Raw genomic sequence first — 20,628 nt, forward strand, 5'->3', positions numbered from 1 at the left:
CATCGTAACTATTCTAAATAAGGTTATTTTTTATTATTTTCATAATTAAATTTAACAAAAAAGGTAGTGCCTTCCGATCCTGTTTGAATTTCTATTTTTGCATTATGGCGGGCAGCGATGGCATAACATACACCTAACCCCAATCCAGTTCCATTATCTTTGGTCGTGTAAAACGGCGTACCCAGTTTCTCTAATACTTCAGGCCTGATACCTTTTCCTTGATCCCGCACTGCAAGCACCACACAATTTTGACCTTCCTTGTAAGTGCTAATGGTTAGAACTTTCCCTGTATTCATCGCTTCTAAGCCATTACGATATAGATTCATTAATAATTGCCGTATCTCATTACGATTTAAAAGTAATTCTGGAATGTCATTTGTATCGACTTGAATATATTTATTTTGATTGTACGTATCAATCTTTATTAAAGAAATAATATCGCGGATAATTGAATTTAAATCTAACATCTGCAAATCCAATTTCCTTGTATTACCCATTGAGAGAAATTCAGTAATAATAGAATTGGCACGGTTAAGTTCTTCAATCATTAAATAAAAGTACTTATTATGTTTCTCATAGGTATTCTCTTCTTTTAATAACTGTAAAAATCCCAGTACTGTTGTCATTGGATTTCTAATTTCATGGCTGATACCTGCTGCCATTTGCCCTATTAAATCTATATTGGATAATCTTTTCAATTCCTGTTCATATTTCTTTTTTTCCGTTATGTTTTTAAAAATACAACAAATACCATCATCATATGGGTATGCAATAACTTCGTGCCAATATTCATCTGCAGTAGAAAGAAATTCGAAATGAACTGTAGTTCGCTCTGACATCGCACGATGAAATTCCTTATACATAACTGTGTCAATTTCACTCGGGAAAACATTCCATATATTCTTTCCTAATACATCTTTTGCTGTTTTTCTTTGCGGAAAATATTGGTACTTATTTACGTACGTAAATTCCCATTTATTATTTAAAATAAAAAATCCATCCGTAATACATTCAATCACACTTGTAACTTTTTCATTAGCAGCAGCTAACTCTCTCGTTCGCTCTTCCACTATGCTCTCTAGTTGATCCATATACAACAAATTCGAAAACGTAGGGGCTGTGGCATCAACGATAGATTTTGCTAGTTGAAGTTGGGAATCATCATAATTGTGAGCTTTTCCTTCTTTGCCAACGACGATTACCCCTAATACTTCTCCCATTGAAACCAATGGAATCATCAATAGACCCTTACTATCTATATTTTTTGTTTGAATAACCTCTTGGATCTTGGCTTCATAGCTTTTCTCTATCCAATCCGCTTCTGTCCAATGACAGTCCTTACTTAATTTCGTTGTTTTAATTGTTGTTTTATCTAGCGGATCTAGAAGATGAGCAGTCATATTTTTACTCTCTAAAATCTGTTCTAGGTAAAAAAAGCATTTATCAAAACTCTCCTGTATCGAGGAACACATCGATAAATCACGTGTAACATTTAGTAACAGTTGTTTCTCAGCAATAAGGTTTTCCTTTTGTTTTAAATTATTTGCGTTTTGAATTGCAACCGCAGCCATATTTACATAAGCTTCAACACTTTGAATTTCTGAATCTGTTAAGTTCATCGGAATTCCATAATCAAATAAAAAAACTAGACCAAATAACTCTTGCCCAAATGAGATAGGCAGAGCTAATAAGGACTTAATTTTGAATGCATTAACCGGTCTCGGATCTGGTCGATGATCCTTTGAGGTATCAGGAATATAGATGGTTCTTTTCGTTTCAATAACTTCTTTTGCCAGTAAGTCTATTTCAGGATCAATTACTTGAGTATCGAGCGTTACACCATTTATAGTCTCTGGTTTTCCTGCAAACCCTCTAAATGTTCCATCTTCCTGGGGTAAATAAATTCCAACAGCATCGCACCTAACAATCTCCTCTGATATCGCCATTGTCACACGCTGCAATACGTCACGTAGTTCTAATTTCGTATTTATTATTTTTGTTATATTCGCGAGCCTAGAATATCTCGTCTGATCACTTACCATTCACATAGCCTCCAGTTATAGGCATAATAAAATAAATATGATAATATCAGTGTTTTATATAGAATACATTACTTATGATACGGTTCCCCACGATTAATCCGAAACGCTCTATACACTTGCTCCAGCAACACTAATCGCATTAATTGGTGTGGTAATGTCATCTTTGAAAAAGAAAGTGATTCATTTGAACGCTTCATCACTTCTGAGCTTAGTCCAAGTGATCCACCAATTACAAATGCGACTTTACTCTTTCCGTATGTAGCAAGGCGATCTAGACTTATCGCGAATTCTTCTGATGACTTTTGCTTTCCTTCTATAGCTAATGCAATCACATGCGTGTCATCAGAAATTTTATCCAGTATACGTATACCTTCTTTTTCCTTTACAATTAACATTTCTGCTTCACTTAAATTTTCTGGCGCCTTTTCATCAGGCAATTCAATTACTTCTACTTTTGCGTATGCAGATAATCGTTTTAAGTATTCTGCTATACCTTGTTTCAAATATTTTTCTTTTAATTTCCCAATTGAAATAATCGAGATATTCACACGTATCCTCCACCTTACAAACATGTTATCCACAAAACTTATCCACATATCCACAAATACTACCCACATATTGTGTGAGAATCTGTGTTCGATACAACATATGTCGCCTCATTTTGACAAAATTCACATGTTTTTTTCTCTTTTTCCGAGTTATCCACATTGTTGATAACTGGCGCAACTTCACACTCATCCACAATAATATCTAACGCTAATTCAACATGCTCTAAACAACAAGGTAAATTCATTTTCTTCACCTCACTTTTCTACAATAGAAAACAGGAGGTAGGCCCTCCTGTTTTTAATACTTTTGAATGCCTAATTTCACTGTTGTTGTTACTCTTTTTGTGCCACGATAAAACGTAAGAGTCATTTTATCATTAATTTCCTTATCATATAAGGCCGTACGGAATCCAATAATATCGCGAATCGGTTTTCCATCTACCGCCACAATAACATCATGTTCTCTTAAACCAGCATCCGCACCTGGCGAAGGACTTTTCACATCCAAAATACAAACTCCCTCTGTTACAGTACCTGGTAAATGTAATGTTTTTGACCAATAATAGTTTGGAATTTCATTTAATGACCTAAGTTCAATCCCAACATATGGTCTTCTTACTTTTCCATACTTCTCAAGTTCATTCATAATCGGAACAGCTCTAGTCACCGGAATAGCAAGGCCGATTCCTTCTACTTCTTTTGCAGCAATTTTCATTGAATTAATACCAATTAATTGTCCTGCTGCATTTACAAGCGCACCGCCACTATTCCCCGGATTAATTGCTGCATCTGTTTGTAACACTTCTACTTGCCAATCATAATGTCCATCTTGATCTAAATCTACAGGGACAATACGTTCATTAGCTGAAATAATACCTTGTGTAACTGTTCCAGAAAATTGCAGTCCAAGTGGGTTTCCAATCGCAATAACTGGCTCTCCTCTGCGAACAGTATTAGAATCGCCAATTTCAATTATTTTTTTCACATGCTTTGCATCTATTTCTAATACAGCTAAGTCTGTGACTACATCGGTTCCTAATACTTTTCCAGGAACCTTCTTACCGTCACTTAGACTTACTTCAATACGATTCGCTCCAGCTACAACATGATTATTCGTTACAATATAAGCTTGACCATCTGTCTTTTTATAAATTACTCCTGATCCTGTACCGGCCTCTGAATCTGCCTCTGAAAAGTTATCTCGTTGAATGTTAATAACACCCACAACAGCTTCAGATGCACGATCAACAGCATCTACAAAGCTAATCTGTTTAATCCCTTGAGCTTCGGCCATATTACTTCCGCTTGCTTCAGCTTGCGGAAGCGTATCAGCAGAATTTGAAAATAAAGGCGCTCCAAACGCGAATAAAGAAGCTCCTACAATTGTTCCCGCTATACTAGAAAGAACTATACCTTTGTGCTTCTTTTTTCCTGCACGTTTCATACGATAATTTTCTTCATCAATAAAGGACATATTTGTTCACCTATCTTCCTGAAAACAACTATATTCACCTTTATTGTTTACTAAAATGAAGAATTATACGTATTGAATTTTTGTAGGCATTTTTGGATCTGTATCGTGAATTTCAAAGGATTCACCCACTCCAAATCCTTTTTCCTCTAGTACTTGTGATACTGACATACGCGCTAGTTCTTTCATGTTATTATCTAAGCTTAAATGGGCTAAATAAATATGCTTTGTCTCATCTGTAATTACATCTGCCATCGCTAATGCAGCATCCTCATTACAAACATGTCCAACGTCACTTAAAATACGTCGTTTAATGCTCCATGGATAACGTCCCATACGAAGCATTTCTACATCATGATTACTTTCAAATACGAAAGCATTAGCTCCCTTAATAACGCCTTTCATACGGTCACTTACGTATCCCGTATCTGTAATAAGCGCTAACTTCCTATTATTGTTATGGAAAGCATAAAACATCGGTTCTGCCGCATCATGAGAAACTCCAAATGACTCGACTTCAATATCACCAAAGGTTTTCACATCACCAACTGAGAAAATAAACTTTTGTTCAGTTGGGATATTTCCTATTAAATGTTCCATTGCATTCCATGTTTTCTCATTCGCATAAACAGGTAAATCATATTTACGTGCCAGTACACCTAATCCTTTAATATGATCACTATGCTCATGCGTTACAAGAATACCTGATACATCATTTATATTCAGTTCTGCTTGTTTAAATAAAGCCTCTGTTGCTTTACCACTTAAACCTGCGTCGACTAGTAATTTTTTTTCATCGGTTCCTACGTATAGCATATTTCCTGTACTTCCACTTGCAAGTACGCTAAAATGCAACCCCATTCTTTCTCACTCCAGTATGTTCATCAACCACTTGATTTTCCTTTTCTCCTAATTCCATAACTTGTCCTTCAATTGCATTCACAAAGAAGTCCTGCTTCTGCTCCGTTTTCAAATTCCACGTTGGAGCCAGTACTTGGTTATTAGAAGTAGATGCGGTAAGAGTGGCATAACCAATTTGCGCTTCTTTAACATGCGTATTTCCATGAATTTTATTTTTTAAATACAAATTTTCTAAAGCTGTTTGAGCCGTAATAATTTCTTGCTCTTTCGTTTTTTCACCTTCGCCCATTTCTTTTAAATCAGTTAGCATTGTCTGCGTATATGAAACAAGTTCATTTTTTTCATTTAATTCCACAACAATCATCGCCTGATTATTATAGAAAATAGGCTTATCTTTATATTTTTGGAAGAAATAAATTTTAGAGTCTTTCACCGCTCCAAATTCATACTTTTGTCCATCCAATACATAGTTCTTCAAAAATTCATTATACTTATCTTTTGATAATGATTTCGTATTTAAAAAAGGCTCTTTTAGCTTACTTTCTATCTTGTACATATTTTGTATATGCACTGTTTGATTTTTCAAAGACTGTATATCTTCTTCTTTAAAAGCTTTATTTTCCGCTCTAATAAATGACTCTTTTTTCGGTTCTTTAGGGATATTTCCCATCGTAATTTTGTTTGCTTTTAATTCTTGATCTATCTTTGTTTCTGCAATAAGCTCCAATTGATTACTATCTTGCTTTTGAATGAATTGGAAAATGAGAAAGAGGTCCAAAACAAAAAAGGTCACAATAAATATGGTTTTAATCCGATCCCAATCCATTTAGTCCTCCCTCACTCCACTCATAGATTTTCTGTTTACCTGTTTCATCTTCAACAAGCTTTACATACCAAATTGGTTGTAATCGAACTACTTGTCCATCTAGTGATAACTTGTATCCAATACCAATATCCTTAATTACTTGTTTCTTTATCTCTGGATTATTTTCTAGAGATGCTATTACAACATGCCCTGACGGAAGAGTAACCTTCTGTTCTATACCTTTAGTATTTAAAGACAGCAACGGTCTTTCATATTCCATTACTTCTTCTGATCCCCATATTTGTCTCAATTCAGCTAATCCATCTTCATTGAATACTGAATATCCATCTTCATTTAAACGAAATACTGTCTCTCCTTTATTCATATAGTCCAAACGATATGAATCCAAACTTCCACTGTGACCACTTACGAATTCAAAGCTTTTTTGTAAAAGCATTAAATTATCTATCGTTTTCTCAGTTAAGACAGAAGAGTTTTTATACTTTAGCATGTGACGATCGTTTTCAATTTCCATGGATCTAATACCATCTGTAAATGTTTCTTTCGACATCTCGGTAATCGGACTTAAATAACGAGGATCACTAAACAGAGCATTCTTAAACGTATCAACTGCTAAATTAGATGAAATATATGTTATATTGTTTAACTCTGTCGTTCCATCTGGTAAAAATAACTTTTTCATATCATTAAGTTGATAATCAAAATAAGGCTTTGCTGATACTATAAATTGATTTTGGGCATTTACAATATCTTTTAAATACACGCCACTTAATTTTGCCTCGTATATTTTAAAGTTATCACCATCAGAAACAAAGTTAATTTTAATTTCTTGATCCTTACTTCGAGAAGGATCGAGGAGAATACGATTAAAATGTTTAGGCTTATCTGTACTCTTCTCTTTCATGTTAAACATGGATTTTACTGCATCAAATGGGATATCGGTAGGGAAAACAAGTTCAACTTTCCCTTCACCATGCACATATGAAAGGAAATCACCCTTAGTGATTGATATCTCTTTAAAATCATGTAGTTCCCCTACTTCCAGAGGCTTATAGATTGATTCTATATCTGCCTCTCTTCTGCTCCCATAATGATTTTTATCTTTATGCACGATGATAGAAGTAGGACGGACAACATCGGAAATTTTAGTTTGGTTCATTCCTTCATTTCCCTGCACAAATTTCGCGTTTTGCATGGATGTAGAATCTGGCACATACGTCCATAGGTTAAAAGTAAGAAATAGGCTAATTACAACTAGGTTAATTAAAACTATTGTTTTAAAGTTTTCCATACTCATTCCCAATCGTCCTCTTCATCTGCTGCCATTGGTAACGTGAAATAAATAGTTGTCCCTTTTCCTTCTTCACTCTTCGCCCAAATAGAGCCACCATGTGCCTCAATCATTTCTTTTGCAATTGCTAATCCAAGCCCAGTACCACCCATTTGTCTTGAACGAGCTTTATCTACGCGATAAAAACGTTCAAAGATTTTATCAACGTTTTCTTTTGGAATACCCATTCCTTGGTCACTTACACTAATTTCTAATAAATCACCGCGATCACGTAAACGATATGTTACTGTTCCACCTTCTGGTGAATACTTTAATGCGTTAGAAATAATGTTATACAGCACTTGAGTAATTTTGTCAGTATCCATATCAATAAATCTAGATTTCTTAGAGAAAGATCGTTTGAAACTTACATTTTGCTCTTTAGACATTTCAAAGCGATCAATAATATTATTAAAGAAATCAGTAAAGTCGACCCATTCTTTCATTAAACGATGCTCTGTACTATCAAGTTTAGATAGCTGTAACAACGCATTTACAAGTCTAATCATTCTTTCTGTTTCTTCTTGTGTAACCGTTAAAAATTGTGGTGCAATATTTGGATCCTGCCATGCTCCATCTGTAAGTGCCTCTAAATAACTGCGCATCGTCGTTAATGGCGTCCTTAATTCATGAGAGACATTCGCCACAAACTCACGGCGTTCCCTTTCTATACGCTCCTGCTCTGTTACATCATATAGTACAGCAATTAAGCCATTTGCCTTCCCTGTTTCTTTTTGAATAACAGAGAAACTAGCACGTAAAATATATGGTTCGTTTCTCGTACTAAAATCTAATAAAACAGAATCTGGCTCTTCATATAAATGATCGAGCGTAAATTTTTCCTGTATTCCTAATACCTCTAAAACAGATTGATCGAGCGCTGTTTCACGAGAAACATTTAACATCTTTTCCGCAGGGTCATTTAGTAAAATAATATCCCCTTTTCGGTCAGTAGCAATTACTCCATCTGTCATATGTGATAAAACAGATGATAATTTACGCCTTTCACTTTCTGTAGAAGAACGAGCTTGTTGTAATTTTTTTGATAAATTATTGAAGGATAATGCCAGTTGTCCAATTTCATCATGGCTATGCACTTTTACTTTTCTCGAATAATTTCCTTTTGCCATTTCGATTGCTTGTCTCCGCATATCTGAAATTGGTCTTGTAATTGTTTGAGCCAATAAAATCCCAAGTACGGCCGTTACTAATAAAGCAATTACTGTTCCCGTAGCAAAAATTTGATTTATATCCTTCATTTGTTTATATACATCTTCCATAGATGCCACAATGTAAATAACACCAAGCGCATCCTTACCGTTATCATCTAGAATCGGAGTAAGCATAACTTGAACACGATGACCTGTACTACCATCCTTCTCAATTTTCACTTCCGGCTTTTTTTGTACTAACACTCGCTGAACAGCTATATCAGTTGATGTTCGATTCACCTTATTCTGCTTTGATTCATCTGAAATAGCCAGTAACTTTCTGTGCGAATCAAATACACTTACCTCTTGTATAACTTTCTTCTGATCAGAGGCAAATTTTCGAATTGAAGTTTTAATCGTTTCATCTGTTGACTCTGTTTCTGCTTTTGTATAACTTTTTTTAAACTCTTGCTTCAAATTATATGATAATAAGTTTGTTTGCTGCGTTAAAGAATCCCTAAAACCTTGTACTAAGCTCTTCTCTAATTCCCTTACGAAATATACTCCAATAACTTGCATCGCTATTAATATTAATAGCATATATATAAGCACAAATTTTAAATGAATAGATTGAAAAAAACCAACTTTCTTCATATACTATTCCTGCTCTGGGTCACGCAAGTAATACCCTACTCCACGTCTAGTTACAATTAAAGTAGGATGGCTTGGATTATCTTCAATTTTTTCACGCAAACGACGTACTGTAACGTCTACTGTGCGCACATCTCCAAAATAGTCATAACCCCAAACTGTTTGTAATAAATGTTCGCGTGTCATAACTTGTCCTAAATGTTTCGCTAAATAATGTAGCAACTCAAATTCACGATGTGTAAGCTCGATATTTTCCTCACGCTTCGTTACACTATATGCATTTGGATTAATCACAATTGGTCCAATAACCATTTCTGTATTTTCTTCTTTTTCCGCAGCACCACCTTGTTGATGGCGGCGTAAATTCGCCTTCACACGAGCAAGTAATTCCCTTGTACTAAATGGCTTCGTTACATAATCATCTGCCCCAAGCTCAAGCCCTAATACTTTATCAATCTCAGAGTCCTTTGCTGTAAGCATAATAATCGGCATTTCTGAGCTTTTACGTATTTCACGGCAAACCTCTAAGCCATCTTTACCTGGTAGCATTATATCTAATAAAACCATATCTGGTTGCTCTTCATTAGCCTTTTCAATTGCTTCATCACCATCATGCGCCATTACTATTTCAAAACCTTCTTTTTCTAGGTTAAACTTCAAAATATCTGCAATCGGCTTTTCATCATCAACTACTAAAATTTTCTTTCCCATCATCGTCTATTTCCTCCTTATAAAAATATGGTCAATAATCCCTAAACATATTGATGTTTACATAGTATGTCCTATATGACCGCATCCTTTGTTTAAGTATTTTCTCCTCTATTCTCATAGACTCATGTATGATCCACTTTTACACGGCATCCTATACGATCTATAGAAAAACCTCTAGCTTCAACTGCTAGAGGCTCCTCGTTCTATTTTAAAATAACTACTCAGTTTTGTAAAATTACATAAATAAAAAGGATATTAAGTGGGCCCACTTAATATCCTGAGAGTGGCTCGGGACGGAATCGAACCGCCGACACGAGGATTTTCAGTCCTCTGCTCTACCGACTGAGCTACCGAGCCAAAACTATATATAAAACCACTAATGGTGGTATAAACAAAAGTGGCGGTCCCGACCGGGGTCGAACCGGCGATCTCCTGCGTGACAGGCAGGCATGTTAACCACTACACCACGGGACCAAAAATAAGCAAAAAAAAACATGACCCGTACGGGATTCGAACCCGTGTTACCGCCGTGAAAGGGCGGTGTCTTAACCACTTGACCAACGGGCCACGAAAAATAAAATGGTGAGCCATGAAGGACTCGAACCTTCGACCCTCTGATTAAAAGTCAGATGCTCTACCAACTGAGCTAATGGCTCATACTCACCAACGTCATATTTTCGTGACGACAAGATGTATCATAACATGTATTCTGTATTTATTGCAATACTTTTTTTATTTTTTTATAAAAGAATAAGAAAAAACTCATGCAGACATGAGTTTTTTCTAAAAAATGTTAATTAAGCTTCGTATACGTTACGAACAATATTTGTTTGGTTACGATCTGGTCCAACTGAGAACATAGATATTTGAATTCCTGTTAACTCAGAAACACGTTCTACGTATTTTCGTGCATTTTCAGGAAGTTCATCTAATGATTTTACACCAGTAATATCTTCTTCCCAACCTGGAAGCTCTTCATATACAGGCTCACATTTCGCTAAAATGTTTAAGTTAGCTGGAACTTCATCAATAACTTCGCCATTGTATTTGTAAGCTACACAAATTTTAAGAGTTGGAATACCTGTTAAAACGTCGATAGAATTTAATGATAGATCCGTTAAACCACTAACACGACGTGCATGTCTTACAACAACGCTATCGAACCAACCTACGCGGCGTGGACGACCAGTTGTCGTTCCATACTCGCGACCAACTTCACGAATTTGATGACCAATTTCATCATGAAGCTCAGTAGGGAATGGACCATCACCAACGCGGCTTGTATATGCTTTACATACACCTACAACGCGAGTAACTTTCGCAGGACCAACTCCAGTTCCAACTGTTACACCACCAGCAATTGGGTTAGAAGATGTAACGAACGGGTACGTACCGTGGTCAATATCAAGCATAACACCTTGCGCACCTTCAAATAATACACGGTGATTATTATCTAATGCATCATTTAATACAACAGACGTATCACATACATATTGCGCGATTTGTTGCCCGTACTCGAAGTACTCTTCGAAAATTTCTTCTACAGTGAAACCTTCTGTATCGTACATTTTTTCAAATAAACGATTTTTTTCTACTAAATTGCGCTCAAGCTTCTCTTTAAATGCTTCACGGTCTAAAAGATCAGCCATACGAATACCGATACGAGCAGCTTTATCCATATATGCAGGACCGATACCTTTTTTCGTTGTACCGATTTTGTTATCACCTTTACTTGCTTCTTCTAACTCATCTTGTTTTAAGTGGTAAGGTAAAATAACATGTGCACGGTTACTTACACGTAAATTATCAGTACTTACACCACGATCGTGTAAGTATTTTAACTCTTCAAGTAATGCTTTTGGATCTACTACTAATCCGTTTCCGATTACACAAATTTTCTCTTTATAGAAAATACCAGATGGAATTAAGTGTAATTTATATTTAACTCCGCCGAAAACAATTGTATGTCCCGCGTTATTTCCACCTTGATATCTTGCAACTACTTCCGCATGCTCAGAAAGAAAATCAGTGATTTTACCTTTTCCTTCGTCGCCCCATTGTGTTCCTACAACTACTACTGAAGACATTATTAAAGCACCTCCGCAATTTTCAAACGATCTATTCAAACAATATAATTGTACCAAAACCGAAAGAGAAGTCAACCGAAAAGCGAACATTTTTTCACAAAAAAAACATTTTCGTTCGTAAGAATTATATATTTAACTTATGAAAGCCTTATCTTTCTTATAAAAAAAAAGAAACACATCTTATTATAAGAAATGTGTTTCTTTTTTATACTGCCTTTATGCCGGTGGAGCATGTCCATCCTCAAAACGACGTTCTAAGTTAACGAACTTATTGAACTCTTTGACGAATGCAAGTTCCACTGAACCTACTGGACCGTTACGTTGTTTTGCAATAATAATTTCAATTGTATTTTTGTTTTCTGTTTCTCGATCATAGTAGTCTTCACGATATAGGAAAGCTACAATATCAGCATCCTGCTCAATACTTCCAGATTCACGAATATCAGACATCATCGGGCGTTTATCTTGACGCGATTCTACACCACGAGATAACTGTGATAAAGCAATAACAGGCACTTGCAATTCACGCGCAATCCCTTTTAAGGTACGAGAAATCTCAGATACTTCCTGCTGACGGTTCTCACCTGATTTCCCACTTCCTTGAATAAGCTGCAAATAGTCAATCAAAATCATACCAAGACCTTGTTCTTGCTTTAATCTACGACATTTTGCTCGAATCTCATTTACTTTAATACCTGGCGTATCATCAATATATATACCAGCATTTGAGAGACTCCCCATTGCCATTGTTAATTTTGCCCAATCATCGGAAGTTAATGAACCAGTACGAAGTCTTTGTGCATCAATATTCCCTTCTGCACAAAGCATACGCATAACAAGCTGATCAGCACCCATCTCCAAACTAAAAATCGCTACATTTTCATCCGTTTTCGTCGCTACGTTTTGTGCAATATTTAATGAAAATGCCGTTTTCCCTACTGATGGACGTGCTGCCACGATAATTAAATCATTTCGTTGGAAACCTGCTGTCATCTTATCTAATTCAGTAAACCCAGTTGGTATCCCAGTAACTTCACCCTTTTGATTATGCAAAAGTTCAATTTTGTCATAAGCATCTACAAGAACATCTTTAATGTTTTGGAATGCTTTTGCATTCGTTTGATGGGATACTTCTAATATTTTTTTCTCAGCCTCGTTTAAAAGACCATCCACATCATCTTCTCTCTCGTATCCATCCGATACAATATGAGTCGCCGTGCGAATTAAACGACGTAAAAGCGCCTTTTCAGCGATGATGCGTGCGTAATATTCTACGTTAGCTGCAGTTGGCACAACTTCTGCTAACTCTGCTAAGTAAGAAACCCCACCAACCTCTTCTAGTAATCCTTGATCAGCCATTGCTGATGTCATCATTACTAAGTCAATCGGCTCTCCCTTATCAGATAGCCCAAGCATGACTTCAAAAATCTTTTGATGTTTCGTTCGATAGAATGAATCAGGTACCAATAACTCTGATGCTGAAGTTAACGCATCTTGATCAATCAATATGGCCCCTAAAACCGCCTGCTCAGCCTCTATATTATGCGGAGGGGTACGATCAGCAAGTACATCACTCATACGCAATCCTCCTTGCTTAATTTATTTTTATTGTTCACTAACATGAACTTTTACTGTTGCTGTTACTTGTGGATGCAATTTCACAGTAACGTTTGTATAACCTAACGCGCGGATTGCATCGTCCATTTCAAATTTACGTTTATCAAGTTTAATCTTGTGTGATTTTTGCATTGCATCTACGATTTGTTTGCTTGTGATAGAACCAAATAAACGGCCACCTTCTCCAGATTTCGCCTTTAATTCTACAGTTAATTTCTCTAAAGTCTCTTTTAACTCTTTTGCATTTTCAAGCTCTGCTGCTGCATCTTTTTCTTCTTTACGCTTTTGAGCTTCTAAAGTTTTCATACTACTATTTGTTGCTTCAGCAGCTAATCCTTGTTTCAGTAAGAAGTTATTTGCATAGCCATCTGGTACGTTTTTTACTTCTCCTTTTTTACCTTTACCTTTTACGTCTTTTAGAAAAATTACTTTCATGATTGTGTGCCTCCCTGTAAATAGTCATCAATAACAAATCGAAGCTTCTCCTCAGCTTCATCTACTGTAACATTTTTCATCTGTGTGGCTGCATTCGTCAAATGCCCGCCACCGCCTAAGTTTTCCATAATTAGCTGCACATTCACTTCACCTAAAGACCTGCTGCTAATTCCAATGAGGTTCTCGCCACGTTTCGCAACAACAAATGATGCAATAATCCCTGTCATCGTTAATAACGTGTCTGCCGATTGCGCAATAAGCACTTGATCGTAGTAATCATCACTATCAACTTTAGCAATCGCAATTCCATTTTTATAAATGTACGCATTTTTTATAGCTTTTGCAACCCGTAAATACTGATCCATATCTTCCTTTAAAAGTTCTTGTACAAGTACAGTATCTGCACCATGTGAGCGTAAATAAGAAGCAGCATCAAATGTACGAGCCCCTGTCCGGAATGTGAAACTTTTCGTGTCGACAATAATACCCGCTAACAATGCCGTCGCTTCTAACATTGTCATCTTTAAATTTTTAGGTTGATACTCAAGTAATTCTGTAACCAATTCTGCTGTTGAAGAAGCATATGGTTCCATATAAACTAGCAATGGGTCTTCAATAAAATCTTCTCCACGGCGATGATGATCAATAACTACCACATTTTCAATTTTATGTAATAGTTTTTGCTCCATCACCATAGAAGGTTTATGCGTATCGACAACAACAAGTAACGACTCATCATTTGCAAATTCCATCGCTTGCTCTGGAGTAATAAAATGAGACCATAACTCCTCATTTTGTTTCACTTTGTCCATCAAACGCTTAATTCCTTTATCGGAATCATTTTCATCTAACACAATATATCCTTTACGCTCATTTAATTGAGCCACTTTTAAAATACCAATCGCAGCACCAATTGCGTCCATATCGGGAGCCCTATGCCCCATAATAATGACATTACTACTTTCTAATACTAAATCCTTTAACGCATGCGAAATGACCCTGGCGCGTACACGGGTACGTTTTTCAACCGGATTTGTCTTACCTCCATAGAACTTAACTTTACCTGTCGCTTGTTTAATAGCTACTTGGTCTCCCCCACGCCCAAGCGCAAGATCTAAACCAGATTGAGCCATTGCTCCAAGCTCTGATAAAGGTAAATCACCTGATCCGACACCCACACTTAATGTAAGTGGTATATTCCTTTTAGATGTTTCTTCACGCACCTGATCTAAAATGCTAAATTTCCCTTTCTCCATCTGCGTCAAAATACTTTCATTTAGCACAACGAAGAATCTTTCTGAAGATGCACGTTTTAAATAAGCACCATACTTAAGTGCCCATTCATTTAGTCGCGATGTCACAAGACTTGTTATATTCGTACGTAATTGATCATCTAATCCTTGTGTAACTTCATCATAATTATCCAAATAGATGACAGCTAAAACAGTCCTTTGATCCTCGTACATCTTTTCGATTTCTGTTTGTTCCGTTACATCAAAGAAATAAATTAACTTTTCTTCTTTCCTTACAAAAACGCGAAACTTTCGATTATTTAAAGAGACTATATCATCAGAAGTTTCTCCTTTAATGAAAAGAAGTAATGTTTCTGATACATCGTAAAGGTGCCATCCAGCTAATGCGTGCTGTCCCAGACATGAAGATAAATAAGGATTTGCCCAATCAATCCCATAATCCTTATTGTATAACAAAATACCAATCGGCATTTGGTTAAATGCTTCATTACTTACTTTCTTTACTCTTGTAATCATATCTGTCGTATGCTTTTCGAAATTCCTTTGAAAATTAAGTTCAAATCGTATAACGATAAAGAATACGATACAAAAAATGACAAAAGCAGCTATACCCATAATTAAATGAAAATAACAGAGAATTGAAATGAGCACAAACACAAAAAATGCCAATACATAAACAGGATATAAAAACCACTGTTTCTTATCAAATTCAGGCATGTATACAACTCCTATAAAGTAAAACTAACTTACCTTCCAGTTAGTTAAACAGATTAAAATAGTATAAGGAATATTATTTTATCCCCCTATTTTAGAACGCAATGAAATCCCTAAGTCAATTATACCTAAGATTGTCACAAGAGGAAACAGCATCGGAATAAACATGCATGCAATAAAACTAATAATAGGAACCCCTTTAGTAAAACCTTTTCTATACGCTAAAAAGGCGATAAATGTCAGACCTTGCAGTACAAGCAATAGTGCAAATATGACATTTAGGTTAGAAAATACCATATGTAAATATGATGTTGGTTCTACTTTTATAAAAGTTGCTAACAAAATAAATATAACGTAATACCAAATGATACTCTTTGGTAATTGTATATCTTTAAATTTAGGCCAAGATATAACTTCATGTTTTAACTTTTTCAAAACACTACCTGATATTATCACTGTAATCCAAGAAAAACATACTGAAACTAGCACAAGTATACTTGGAAGTAACGATTGTAATATATCATTCATTTGTGCGAGTAACTCTTTTTGTTCCTTACTAATCGGCATGCCAGTAGCACTTACTATCTTTTCGCTTTTCGCCATACTTTCACTAAACATACTTTGCATTTGCTTCATTATATCTATGTTGAAAAACTTTATACTCGCAACATAAATAAGTACAAAACCAATTAAGTATGCAAGCGTCCCCGCTATTAAGATTTCCACTGGCTTTTTTCTTGTTTTATACATATATCCTAAAACAATCCCTATCAATCCAAACATAATTGTCTTCACTAAATTCAGCGGTTGACTCACAATAATAGTAACAAAAAGTGCTGCTACAAAAACCACGAGCACATTAGATAGTTTATGTCTTATCATTAATAGTATAAATGGTAACGGCAACGCAAAAGTTACAACTGTACCCAAAATCGGAACATACATAGATATAAGCAATAAAATTGCATATATAGCTAATAATGCTGCACCTTCTGTAATAAACTTTGTTTGTTTCACATTTTAACCTCTCTTTCAAAAAGAAAAGCATAGCAAAATGCACAGTAGAGTCCCACTCTACTGTGCATTTCATACGCTATTATTCACCAACATATGGTAAAAGTGCCATTTGACGAGCACGTTTAATTGCAACTGTAAGTTTGCGTTGGTATTTCGCGCTTGTTCCTGTTACACGACGAGGTAAAATTTTACCACGTTCAGAAACGAAACGTTTTAATAAATCAACATCTTTATAGTCAATGCGAGTGATGCCGTTAGCTGTGAAGAAACACACCTTACGACGTTTCGCACGTCCACCTTTGCGTCCTGCCATGTCTATTTCCCTCCATTCTTTGTTAAAACTAACAAATTTACTGTATTAGAACGGTAAATCGTCGTCGGAAATGTCGATCGGTTGACCTACATTTGAAAATGGATCGTCATTCTTCGTAAATCCAGAGTTACCTTGGTTACCTGAATTACTAGATTGACCAAATGGGTTAGAGCCTTGGTTACCGAAACCAGCTCCTGATGGTTGCTGATTAAATGAACCACGTTGCTCCCCACCGCCATTACGCGGCTCTAAAAATTGCACGCTTTCCGCAAGAACTTCTGTTACGTATACACGTTTACCATCTTGTCCCTCGTAATTACGAGTTTGAAGACGTCCATCTACGCCTGCTAAGCTACCTTTTTTCAAATAATTTGCTACGTTTTCTGCTTGTTTACGCCATATTACACAATTAATAAAGTCAGCTTCACGCTCACCTTGTTGATTGGCAAATGCGCGATTCACAGCTAACGTAAAAGTAGCTACTGCAACACCATTGGGCGTGTAACGTAAGTCAGGGTCCTTAGTTAAACGACCAACGAGGATAACACGATTCATCAATCGAACCACTCTCCCTTATATATCAATTATTTTTCTTCTTCTTTAACAACGATATGACGAAGGATGTCTTCGTTGATCTTAGCTAAACGGTCGAATTCGTTAATCGCTTCTGCGTTAGATTTCACGTTTAAGATCATGTAGAAACCTTCACGTAAGTCGTTGATTTCGTAAGCTAAACGACGCTTACCCCACTCTTTCGTGTTAATGATTTCTGCACCATTGTTTGTTAAAACACCTGCAAAACGTTCAACTAAAGCTTTTTGAGCTTCTTCTTCAACGCCAGGACGAATGATGTACATAATTTCGTACTTTCTCATTACACTTTCACCTCCTTTTGGTCTAAACGGCCCGTAATGGGCAAGGAGCAATTAATTTATAGTAATTACTCACGAGTTTAGATTATATCATAGTAAGTTATATGAATCAACTCACCAATACATAAAAAACTTGGCAAACATATAATATATTTGCCAAGCTCATATCTTTATTTTTCCTAGGAAATATTAAATTAAACGTTAAAACGGAAGTGCATAACATCTCCGTCTTTTACGATATATTCTTTTCCTTCTAAACGTACTTTTCCAGCTTCTTTTGCAGCTGTCATAGAACCGTTTGTCATTAAATCATCGTAAGAAACTGTTTCTGCACGAATAAATCCACGCTCAAAGTCTGTATGAATAACACCAGCACATTGTGGTGCCTTCATTCCTTGTTTAAATGTCCAAGCACGTACTTCTTGAACGCCAGCTGTAAAGTAAGTAGCAAGTCCTAATAGGTCATATGCTGCACGAATTAATTGATCTAAACCAGACTCTTCAATTCCTAATTCTTCAAGGAATACTTTTTTCTCTTCTTCGTCTAATTCAGCGATTTCTGATTCGATTTTTGCACATACAACGATTACTTGAGAATTTTCATTTGCTGCAAATTCTTTTACCATTTGTACGTATTTATTTTCCGAAGGATCGATAATATCGTCTTCACTTACATTCGCTACGTATAACATTTCTTTTGTTGTAAGTAAATGAAGGCCTTTAACAATCTTCATCTGCTCTTCTGTAAATTCAACAGTACGAGCTGGTTTTCCCTCTTCAAAAGCTTCTTTTAAACGAACTAAAATTTCATGCTCATATACCGCTTCTTTATCTTTTTGTCTTGCTAATTTCGCAACACGCTCGATACGCTTATCAACAGACTCTAAGTCCGCTAAAATTAGCTCTAAATTGATTGTTTCAATATCATCAATTGGATCTACTTTCCCTGAAACGTGCGTAATATTTTCGTCTTCAAAACAACGAACAACTTGGCAAATTGCATCTACTTGACGAATGTGAGATAAGAATTTATTTCCTAAACCTTCACCTTTACTAGCACCTTTTACGATACCTGCAATATCAGTAAACTCGAATACAGTCGGAACAGTCTTTTTCGGTTCTACTAATTCCGTTAATTTATTTAAACGCTCATCTGGTACTTCTACAATCCCTACGTTTGGATCAATTGTACAGAATGGATAGTTCGCAGATTCTGCTCCTGCTTGTGTAATTGCATTAAATAAAGTGGACTTCCCTACGTTAGGTAATCCAACAATCCCAGCCGTTAATCCCATATTTTTCACTCCTATGTCTCAATCTTTCATCATTATAGATAGTAACGAAAAAAATGACAAGTTTCCGCCAAACGAAAAAAAGTAACAGTTACCTACTGTAACTGTTACTCTCCCTCTATTCTTCGTGCTTCACAAGTATTTTTTTCACCTTACGATCAAACTCTCTTCGAGGAATCATTACTGAATGGTCACACCCCTCGCACTTAATGCGGATATCCATTCCCATACGAATAATTTTCCAACGATTCTCGCCACATGGATGGGCTTTCTTCATTTCCACAACATCATACAAGTTATATTCCTTTTGCTCCATTCTCCAAACTCCTCTCCATACTAAATTGCTTTTCCACTAACTAATTCTTCACGATTATATAAAACCATACGTGGATATGGAATTTCAATTCCATGTAAATCAAGACGATTTTTAATCTCTTTACGAAGTGCCCTTGCAATAACTGCATGTTGCATCGGTTCTACTTCAGCAATAACACGTAATATAACTTCTGATGCTGCTAATGTTTGCACACCTAATAATTGAGGCGTTGTTACCATTTTTTCGTACTTTGAAGGTAATTCTACTAATAAATCTTCAATAACTTGCTCTGCTTTCGCAATATCAGCCTCATATGAAATAGATACATCAACAAACGCTACACTATTACTAACTGAGTAGTTAGTAACTTGAATAATACTTCCATTTGGTAAAGTATGAATTTCACCTGTCCAACTCTTTACTTTCGTTGTACGAAGTCCAATTTCTAAAACGACTCCTTCAAATTGACCGATTTTAACATAATCGCCAACTGAAAACTGATCTTCTAACAAAATAAATAAACCTGTAATAACGTCTTTCACTAAACTTTGAGCACCAAATCCGACTGCTAAACCAATTACCCCAGCACCCGCTAATAAACCTGATGCATTAATATCAAACACACCTAAAATCGCAATTAGCATAATGAACATAACAACGTACGCTACAATATTTTCAAGTAATTTCGCTACTGTAACTGTACGACGTTCTGAAATTTGAATTGGAGAACGACTCCCCATACGAAACGCATTTCGTACAACCGCCCTTGCAATTCGCACAACAACTGCACCAATTGTTAAAATAATACATATTTTTAATATCGCAACTCCAATATGAGCCCAACGATCAGCATCTAATAAATACTGTTTCATAGAATTAAACCACTTCGCTAATAAATCCATGTACCTCTACCTCTCTAGCTAAAATTTCTTTTTAGTTACCCTTATTATTGTATCAGAAGTCCCCTAATTGCTGAAAAAATTTTATGATTTTAATCCTATTTTATCCCCGACATCCAGGTATAAAATGGAACGAATATATATATACTAGTACTATTATTTCCGTTTTCATTCACATTTTGCAAAAATTACGCACTTATAACTTTCCATTTTCCTCACCAT

General features: G+C 35.9%; 20 protein-coding genes and 4 tRNA genes. All 24 read right to left on the reverse strand.

Annotation, left to right across the window (positions count from 1 at the left end; all coding sequences use genetic code 11):
- Window positions 1-23 precede the first annotated feature (23 nt).
- The 24 genes from V6946_RS29175 to V6946_RS29290 all read right to left on the reverse strand — a co-directional run bounded on the left by V6946_RS29175 (window position 24) and on the right by V6946_RS29290 (window position 20,409).
- The gene (locus V6946_RS29175; protein WP_366981696.1) at window positions 24-2,042 is read right to left on the reverse strand and encodes an ATP-binding protein; all 2,019 of its coding nucleotides are present in this window, start codon (window positions 2,040-2,042) and stop codon (window positions 24-26) included.
- 68 nt (window positions 2,043-2,110) lie between these two features.
- A complete protein-coding gene (gene rlmH, locus V6946_RS29180; protein WP_001027000.1) occupies window positions 2,111-2,590 on the reverse strand; it encodes a 23S rRNA (pseudouridine(1915)-N(3))-methyltransferase RlmH in 480 nt (159 codons plus the stop codon).
- Window positions 2,591-2,649: 59 nt separating this feature from the next.
- On the reverse strand, window positions 2,650-2,835 hold the full coding sequence (locus V6946_RS29185; RefSeq protein ID WP_001052827.1) for a CxxH/CxxC protein: 186 nt from the start codon (window positions 2,833-2,835) through the stop codon (window positions 2,650-2,652).
- A 53-nt stretch (window positions 2,836-2,888) separates the two neighbouring features.
- Window positions 2,889-4,064 carry a S1C family serine protease gene (locus V6946_RS29190; protein WP_000008031.1) on the reverse strand — a complete coding sequence of 392 codons (1,176 nt, stop codon included), beginning with the start codon at window positions 4,062-4,064 and terminating at the stop codon, window positions 2,889-2,891.
- 63 nt (window positions 4,065-4,127) lie between these two features.
- On the reverse strand, window positions 4,128-4,922 hold the full coding sequence (locus V6946_RS29195) for an MBL fold metallo-hydrolase (RefSeq protein WP_000522837.1): 795 nt from the start codon (window positions 4,920-4,922) through the stop codon (window positions 4,128-4,130).
- Complete coding sequence (locus V6946_RS29200; RefSeq protein ID WP_000383740.1) at window positions 4,906-5,748, reverse strand: two-component system regulatory protein YycI; 843 nt, start codon at window positions 5,746-5,748, stop codon at window positions 4,906-4,908. The genes V6946_RS29195 and V6946_RS29200 overlap by 17 nt, the downstream gene beginning before the upstream one ends.
- Window positions 5,729-7,045 carry a YycH family regulatory protein gene (locus V6946_RS29205; RefSeq protein ID WP_000061560.1) on the reverse strand — a complete coding sequence of 439 codons (1,317 nt, stop codon included), beginning with the start codon at window positions 7,043-7,045 and terminating at the stop codon, window positions 5,729-5,731. Before V6946_RS29205 ends, V6946_RS29200 begins: the two co-directional genes overlap by 20 nt.
- Window positions 7,042-8,883, reverse strand: coding sequence for a cell wall metabolism sensor histidine kinase WalK (gene walK / locus V6946_RS29210; protein WP_366981697.1), 1,842 nt, complete (start codon window positions 8,881-8,883; stop codon window positions 7,042-7,044). The genes V6946_RS29205 and walK overlap by 4 nt, the downstream gene beginning before the upstream one ends.
- 3 nt (window positions 8,884-8,886) lie before the next feature.
- On the reverse strand, window positions 8,887-9,594 hold the full coding sequence (gene walR, locus V6946_RS29215; RefSeq protein ID WP_000971865.1) for a cell wall metabolism DNA-binding response regulator WalR: 708 nt from the start codon (window positions 9,592-9,594) through the stop codon (window positions 8,887-8,889).
- Window positions 9,595-9,875: 281 nt separating this feature from the next.
- Window positions 9,876-9,948 (reverse strand) — tRNA-Phe (locus V6946_RS29220).
- A gap of 41 nt (window positions 9,949-9,989) precedes the next feature.
- Window positions 9,990-10,065 (reverse strand) — tRNA-Asp (locus tag V6946_RS29225).
- A gap of 21 nt (window positions 10,066-10,086) precedes the next feature.
- A tRNA-Glu gene (locus V6946_RS29230) sits at window positions 10,087-10,158 on the reverse strand.
- Window positions 10,159-10,171: 13 nt separating this feature from the next.
- Window positions 10,172-10,247 (reverse strand) — tRNA-Lys (locus V6946_RS29235).
- A gap of 141 nt (window positions 10,248-10,388) precedes the next feature.
- A complete protein-coding gene (locus tag V6946_RS29240) occupies window positions 10,389-11,678 on the reverse strand; it encodes an adenylosuccinate synthase (protein ID WP_000100238.1) in 1,290 nt (429 codons plus the stop codon).
- 216 nt (window positions 11,679-11,894) lie between these two features.
- Entirely contained in the window at window positions 11,895-13,256 is a 1,362-nt protein-coding gene (gene dnaB, locus V6946_RS29245; protein WP_001286148.1) for a replicative DNA helicase, read from the reverse strand.
- A 27-nt stretch (window positions 13,257-13,283) separates the two neighbouring features.
- A complete protein-coding gene (rplI, locus tag V6946_RS29250) occupies window positions 13,284-13,730 on the reverse strand; it encodes a 50S ribosomal protein L9 (RefSeq protein ID WP_000864228.1) in 447 nt (148 codons plus the stop codon).
- The gene (locus V6946_RS29255) at window positions 13,727-15,700 is read right to left on the reverse strand and encodes a DHH family phosphoesterase (protein ID WP_001113785.1); all 1,974 of its coding nucleotides are present in this window, start codon (window positions 15,698-15,700) and stop codon (window positions 13,727-13,729) included. Before V6946_RS29255 ends, rplI begins: the two co-directional genes overlap by 4 nt.
- Window positions 15,701-15,778: 78 nt before the next feature.
- A complete protein-coding gene (locus V6946_RS29260; protein WP_000814840.1) occupies window positions 15,779-16,714 on the reverse strand; it encodes a YybS family protein in 936 nt (311 codons plus the stop codon).
- Between the two features lie 79 nt (window positions 16,715-16,793).
- Complete coding sequence (gene rpsR / locus V6946_RS29265; protein ID WP_000918873.1) at window positions 16,794-17,027, reverse strand: 30S ribosomal protein S18; 234 nt, start codon at window positions 17,025-17,027, stop codon at window positions 16,794-16,796.
- Window positions 17,028-17,072: 45 nt separating this feature from the next.
- Entirely contained in the window at window positions 17,073-17,585 is a 513-nt protein-coding gene (gene ssb / locus V6946_RS29270; protein WP_000981966.1) for a single-stranded DNA-binding protein, read from the reverse strand.
- A 26-nt stretch (window positions 17,586-17,611) separates the two neighbouring features.
- Window positions 17,612-17,902, reverse strand: a complete 291-nt coding sequence (gene rpsF / locus V6946_RS29275) for a 30S ribosomal protein S6 (RefSeq protein ID WP_001233778.1) — start codon at window positions 17,900-17,902, stop codon at window positions 17,612-17,614.
- 191 nt (window positions 17,903-18,093) lie between these two features.
- On the reverse strand, window positions 18,094-19,194 hold the full coding sequence (gene ychF / locus V6946_RS29280) for a redox-regulated ATPase YchF (RefSeq protein ID WP_000524657.1): 1,101 nt from the start codon (window positions 19,192-19,194) through the stop codon (window positions 18,094-18,096).
- A gap of 115 nt (window positions 19,195-19,309) precedes the next feature.
- A complete protein-coding gene (locus V6946_RS29285) occupies window positions 19,310-19,507 on the reverse strand; it encodes a DUF951 domain-containing protein (RefSeq protein ID WP_000435485.1) in 198 nt (65 codons plus the stop codon).
- 20 nt (window positions 19,508-19,527) lie between these two features.
- Window positions 19,528-20,409, reverse strand: a complete 882-nt coding sequence (locus V6946_RS29290) for a mechanosensitive ion channel family protein (RefSeq protein WP_006919853.1) — start codon at window positions 20,407-20,409, stop codon at window positions 19,528-19,530.
- Window positions 20,410-20,628 lie beyond the last annotated feature (219 nt).

Source organism: Bacillus sp. PPSBB_2 (assembly GCF_045291115.1).
In the GTDB taxonomy this organism is placed as follows: domain Bacteria; phylum Bacillota; class Bacilli; order Bacillales; family Bacillaceae_G; genus Bacillus_A; species Bacillus_A cereus.

Bases quoted from the DNA above. Each gene is read 5' to 3' on its own strand.
- V6946_RS29175 (WP_366981696.1), bottom strand. From the start codon at position 2,042: ATGGTAAGTGATCAGACGAGATATTCTAGGCTCGCGAATATAACAAAA.
- V6946_RS29185 (WP_001052827.1), bottom strand. From the start codon at position 2,835: ATGAATTTACCTTGTTGTTTAGAGCATGTTGAATTAGCGTTAGATATT.
- V6946_RS29190 (WP_000008031.1), bottom strand. From the start codon at position 4,064: ATGTCCTTTATTGATGAAGAAAATTATCGTATGAAACGTGCAGGAAAA.
- V6946_RS29195 (WP_000522837.1), bottom strand. From the start codon at position 4,922: ATGGGGTTGCATTTTAGCGTACTTGCAAGTGGAAGTACAGGAAATATG.
- V6946_RS29200 (WP_000383740.1), bottom strand. From the start codon at position 5,748: ATGGATTGGGATCGGATTAAAACCATATTTATTGTGACCTTTTTTGTT.
- V6946_RS29205 (WP_000061560.1), bottom strand. From the start codon at position 7,045: ATGAGTATGGAAAACTTTAAAACAATAGTTTTAATTAACCTAGTTGTA.
- walK (WP_366981697.1), bottom strand. From the start codon at position 8,883: ATGAAGAAAGTTGGTTTTTTTCAATCTATTCATTTAAAATTTGTGCTT.
- walR (WP_000971865.1), bottom strand. From the start codon at position 9,594: ATGATGGGAAAGAAAATTTTAGTAGTTGATGATGAAAAGCCGATTGCA.
- V6946_RS29240 (WP_000100238.1), bottom strand. From the start codon at position 11,678: ATGTCTTCAGTAGTAGTTGTAGGAACACAATGGGGCGACGAAGGAAAA.
- dnaB (WP_001286148.1), bottom strand. From the start codon at position 13,256: ATGAGTGATGTACTTGCTGATCGTACCCCTCCGCATAATATAGAGGCT.
- rplI (WP_000864228.1), bottom strand. From the start codon at position 13,730: ATGAAAGTAATTTTTCTAAAAGACGTAAAAGGTAAAGGTAAAAAAGGA.
- V6946_RS29255 (WP_001113785.1), bottom strand. From the start codon at position 15,700: ATGCCTGAATTTGATAAGAAACAGTGGTTTTTATATCCTGTTTATGTA.
- rpsR (WP_000918873.1), bottom strand. From the start codon at position 17,027: ATGGCAGGACGCAAAGGTGGACGTGCGAAACGTCGTAAGGTGTGTTTC.
- rpsF (WP_001233778.1), bottom strand. From the start codon at position 17,902: ATGAGAAAGTACGAAATTATGTACATCATTCGTCCTGGCGTTGAAGAA.
- ychF (WP_000524657.1), bottom strand. From the start codon at position 19,194: ATGGGATTAACGGCTGGGATTGTTGGATTACCTAACGTAGGGAAGTCC.
- V6946_RS29285 (WP_000435485.1), bottom strand. From the start codon at position 19,507: ATGGAGCAAAAGGAATATAACTTGTATGATGTTGTGGAAATGAAGAAA.
- V6946_RS29290 (WP_006919853.1), bottom strand. From the start codon at position 20,409: ATGGATTTATTAGCGAAGTGGTTTAATTCTATGAAACAGTATTTATTA.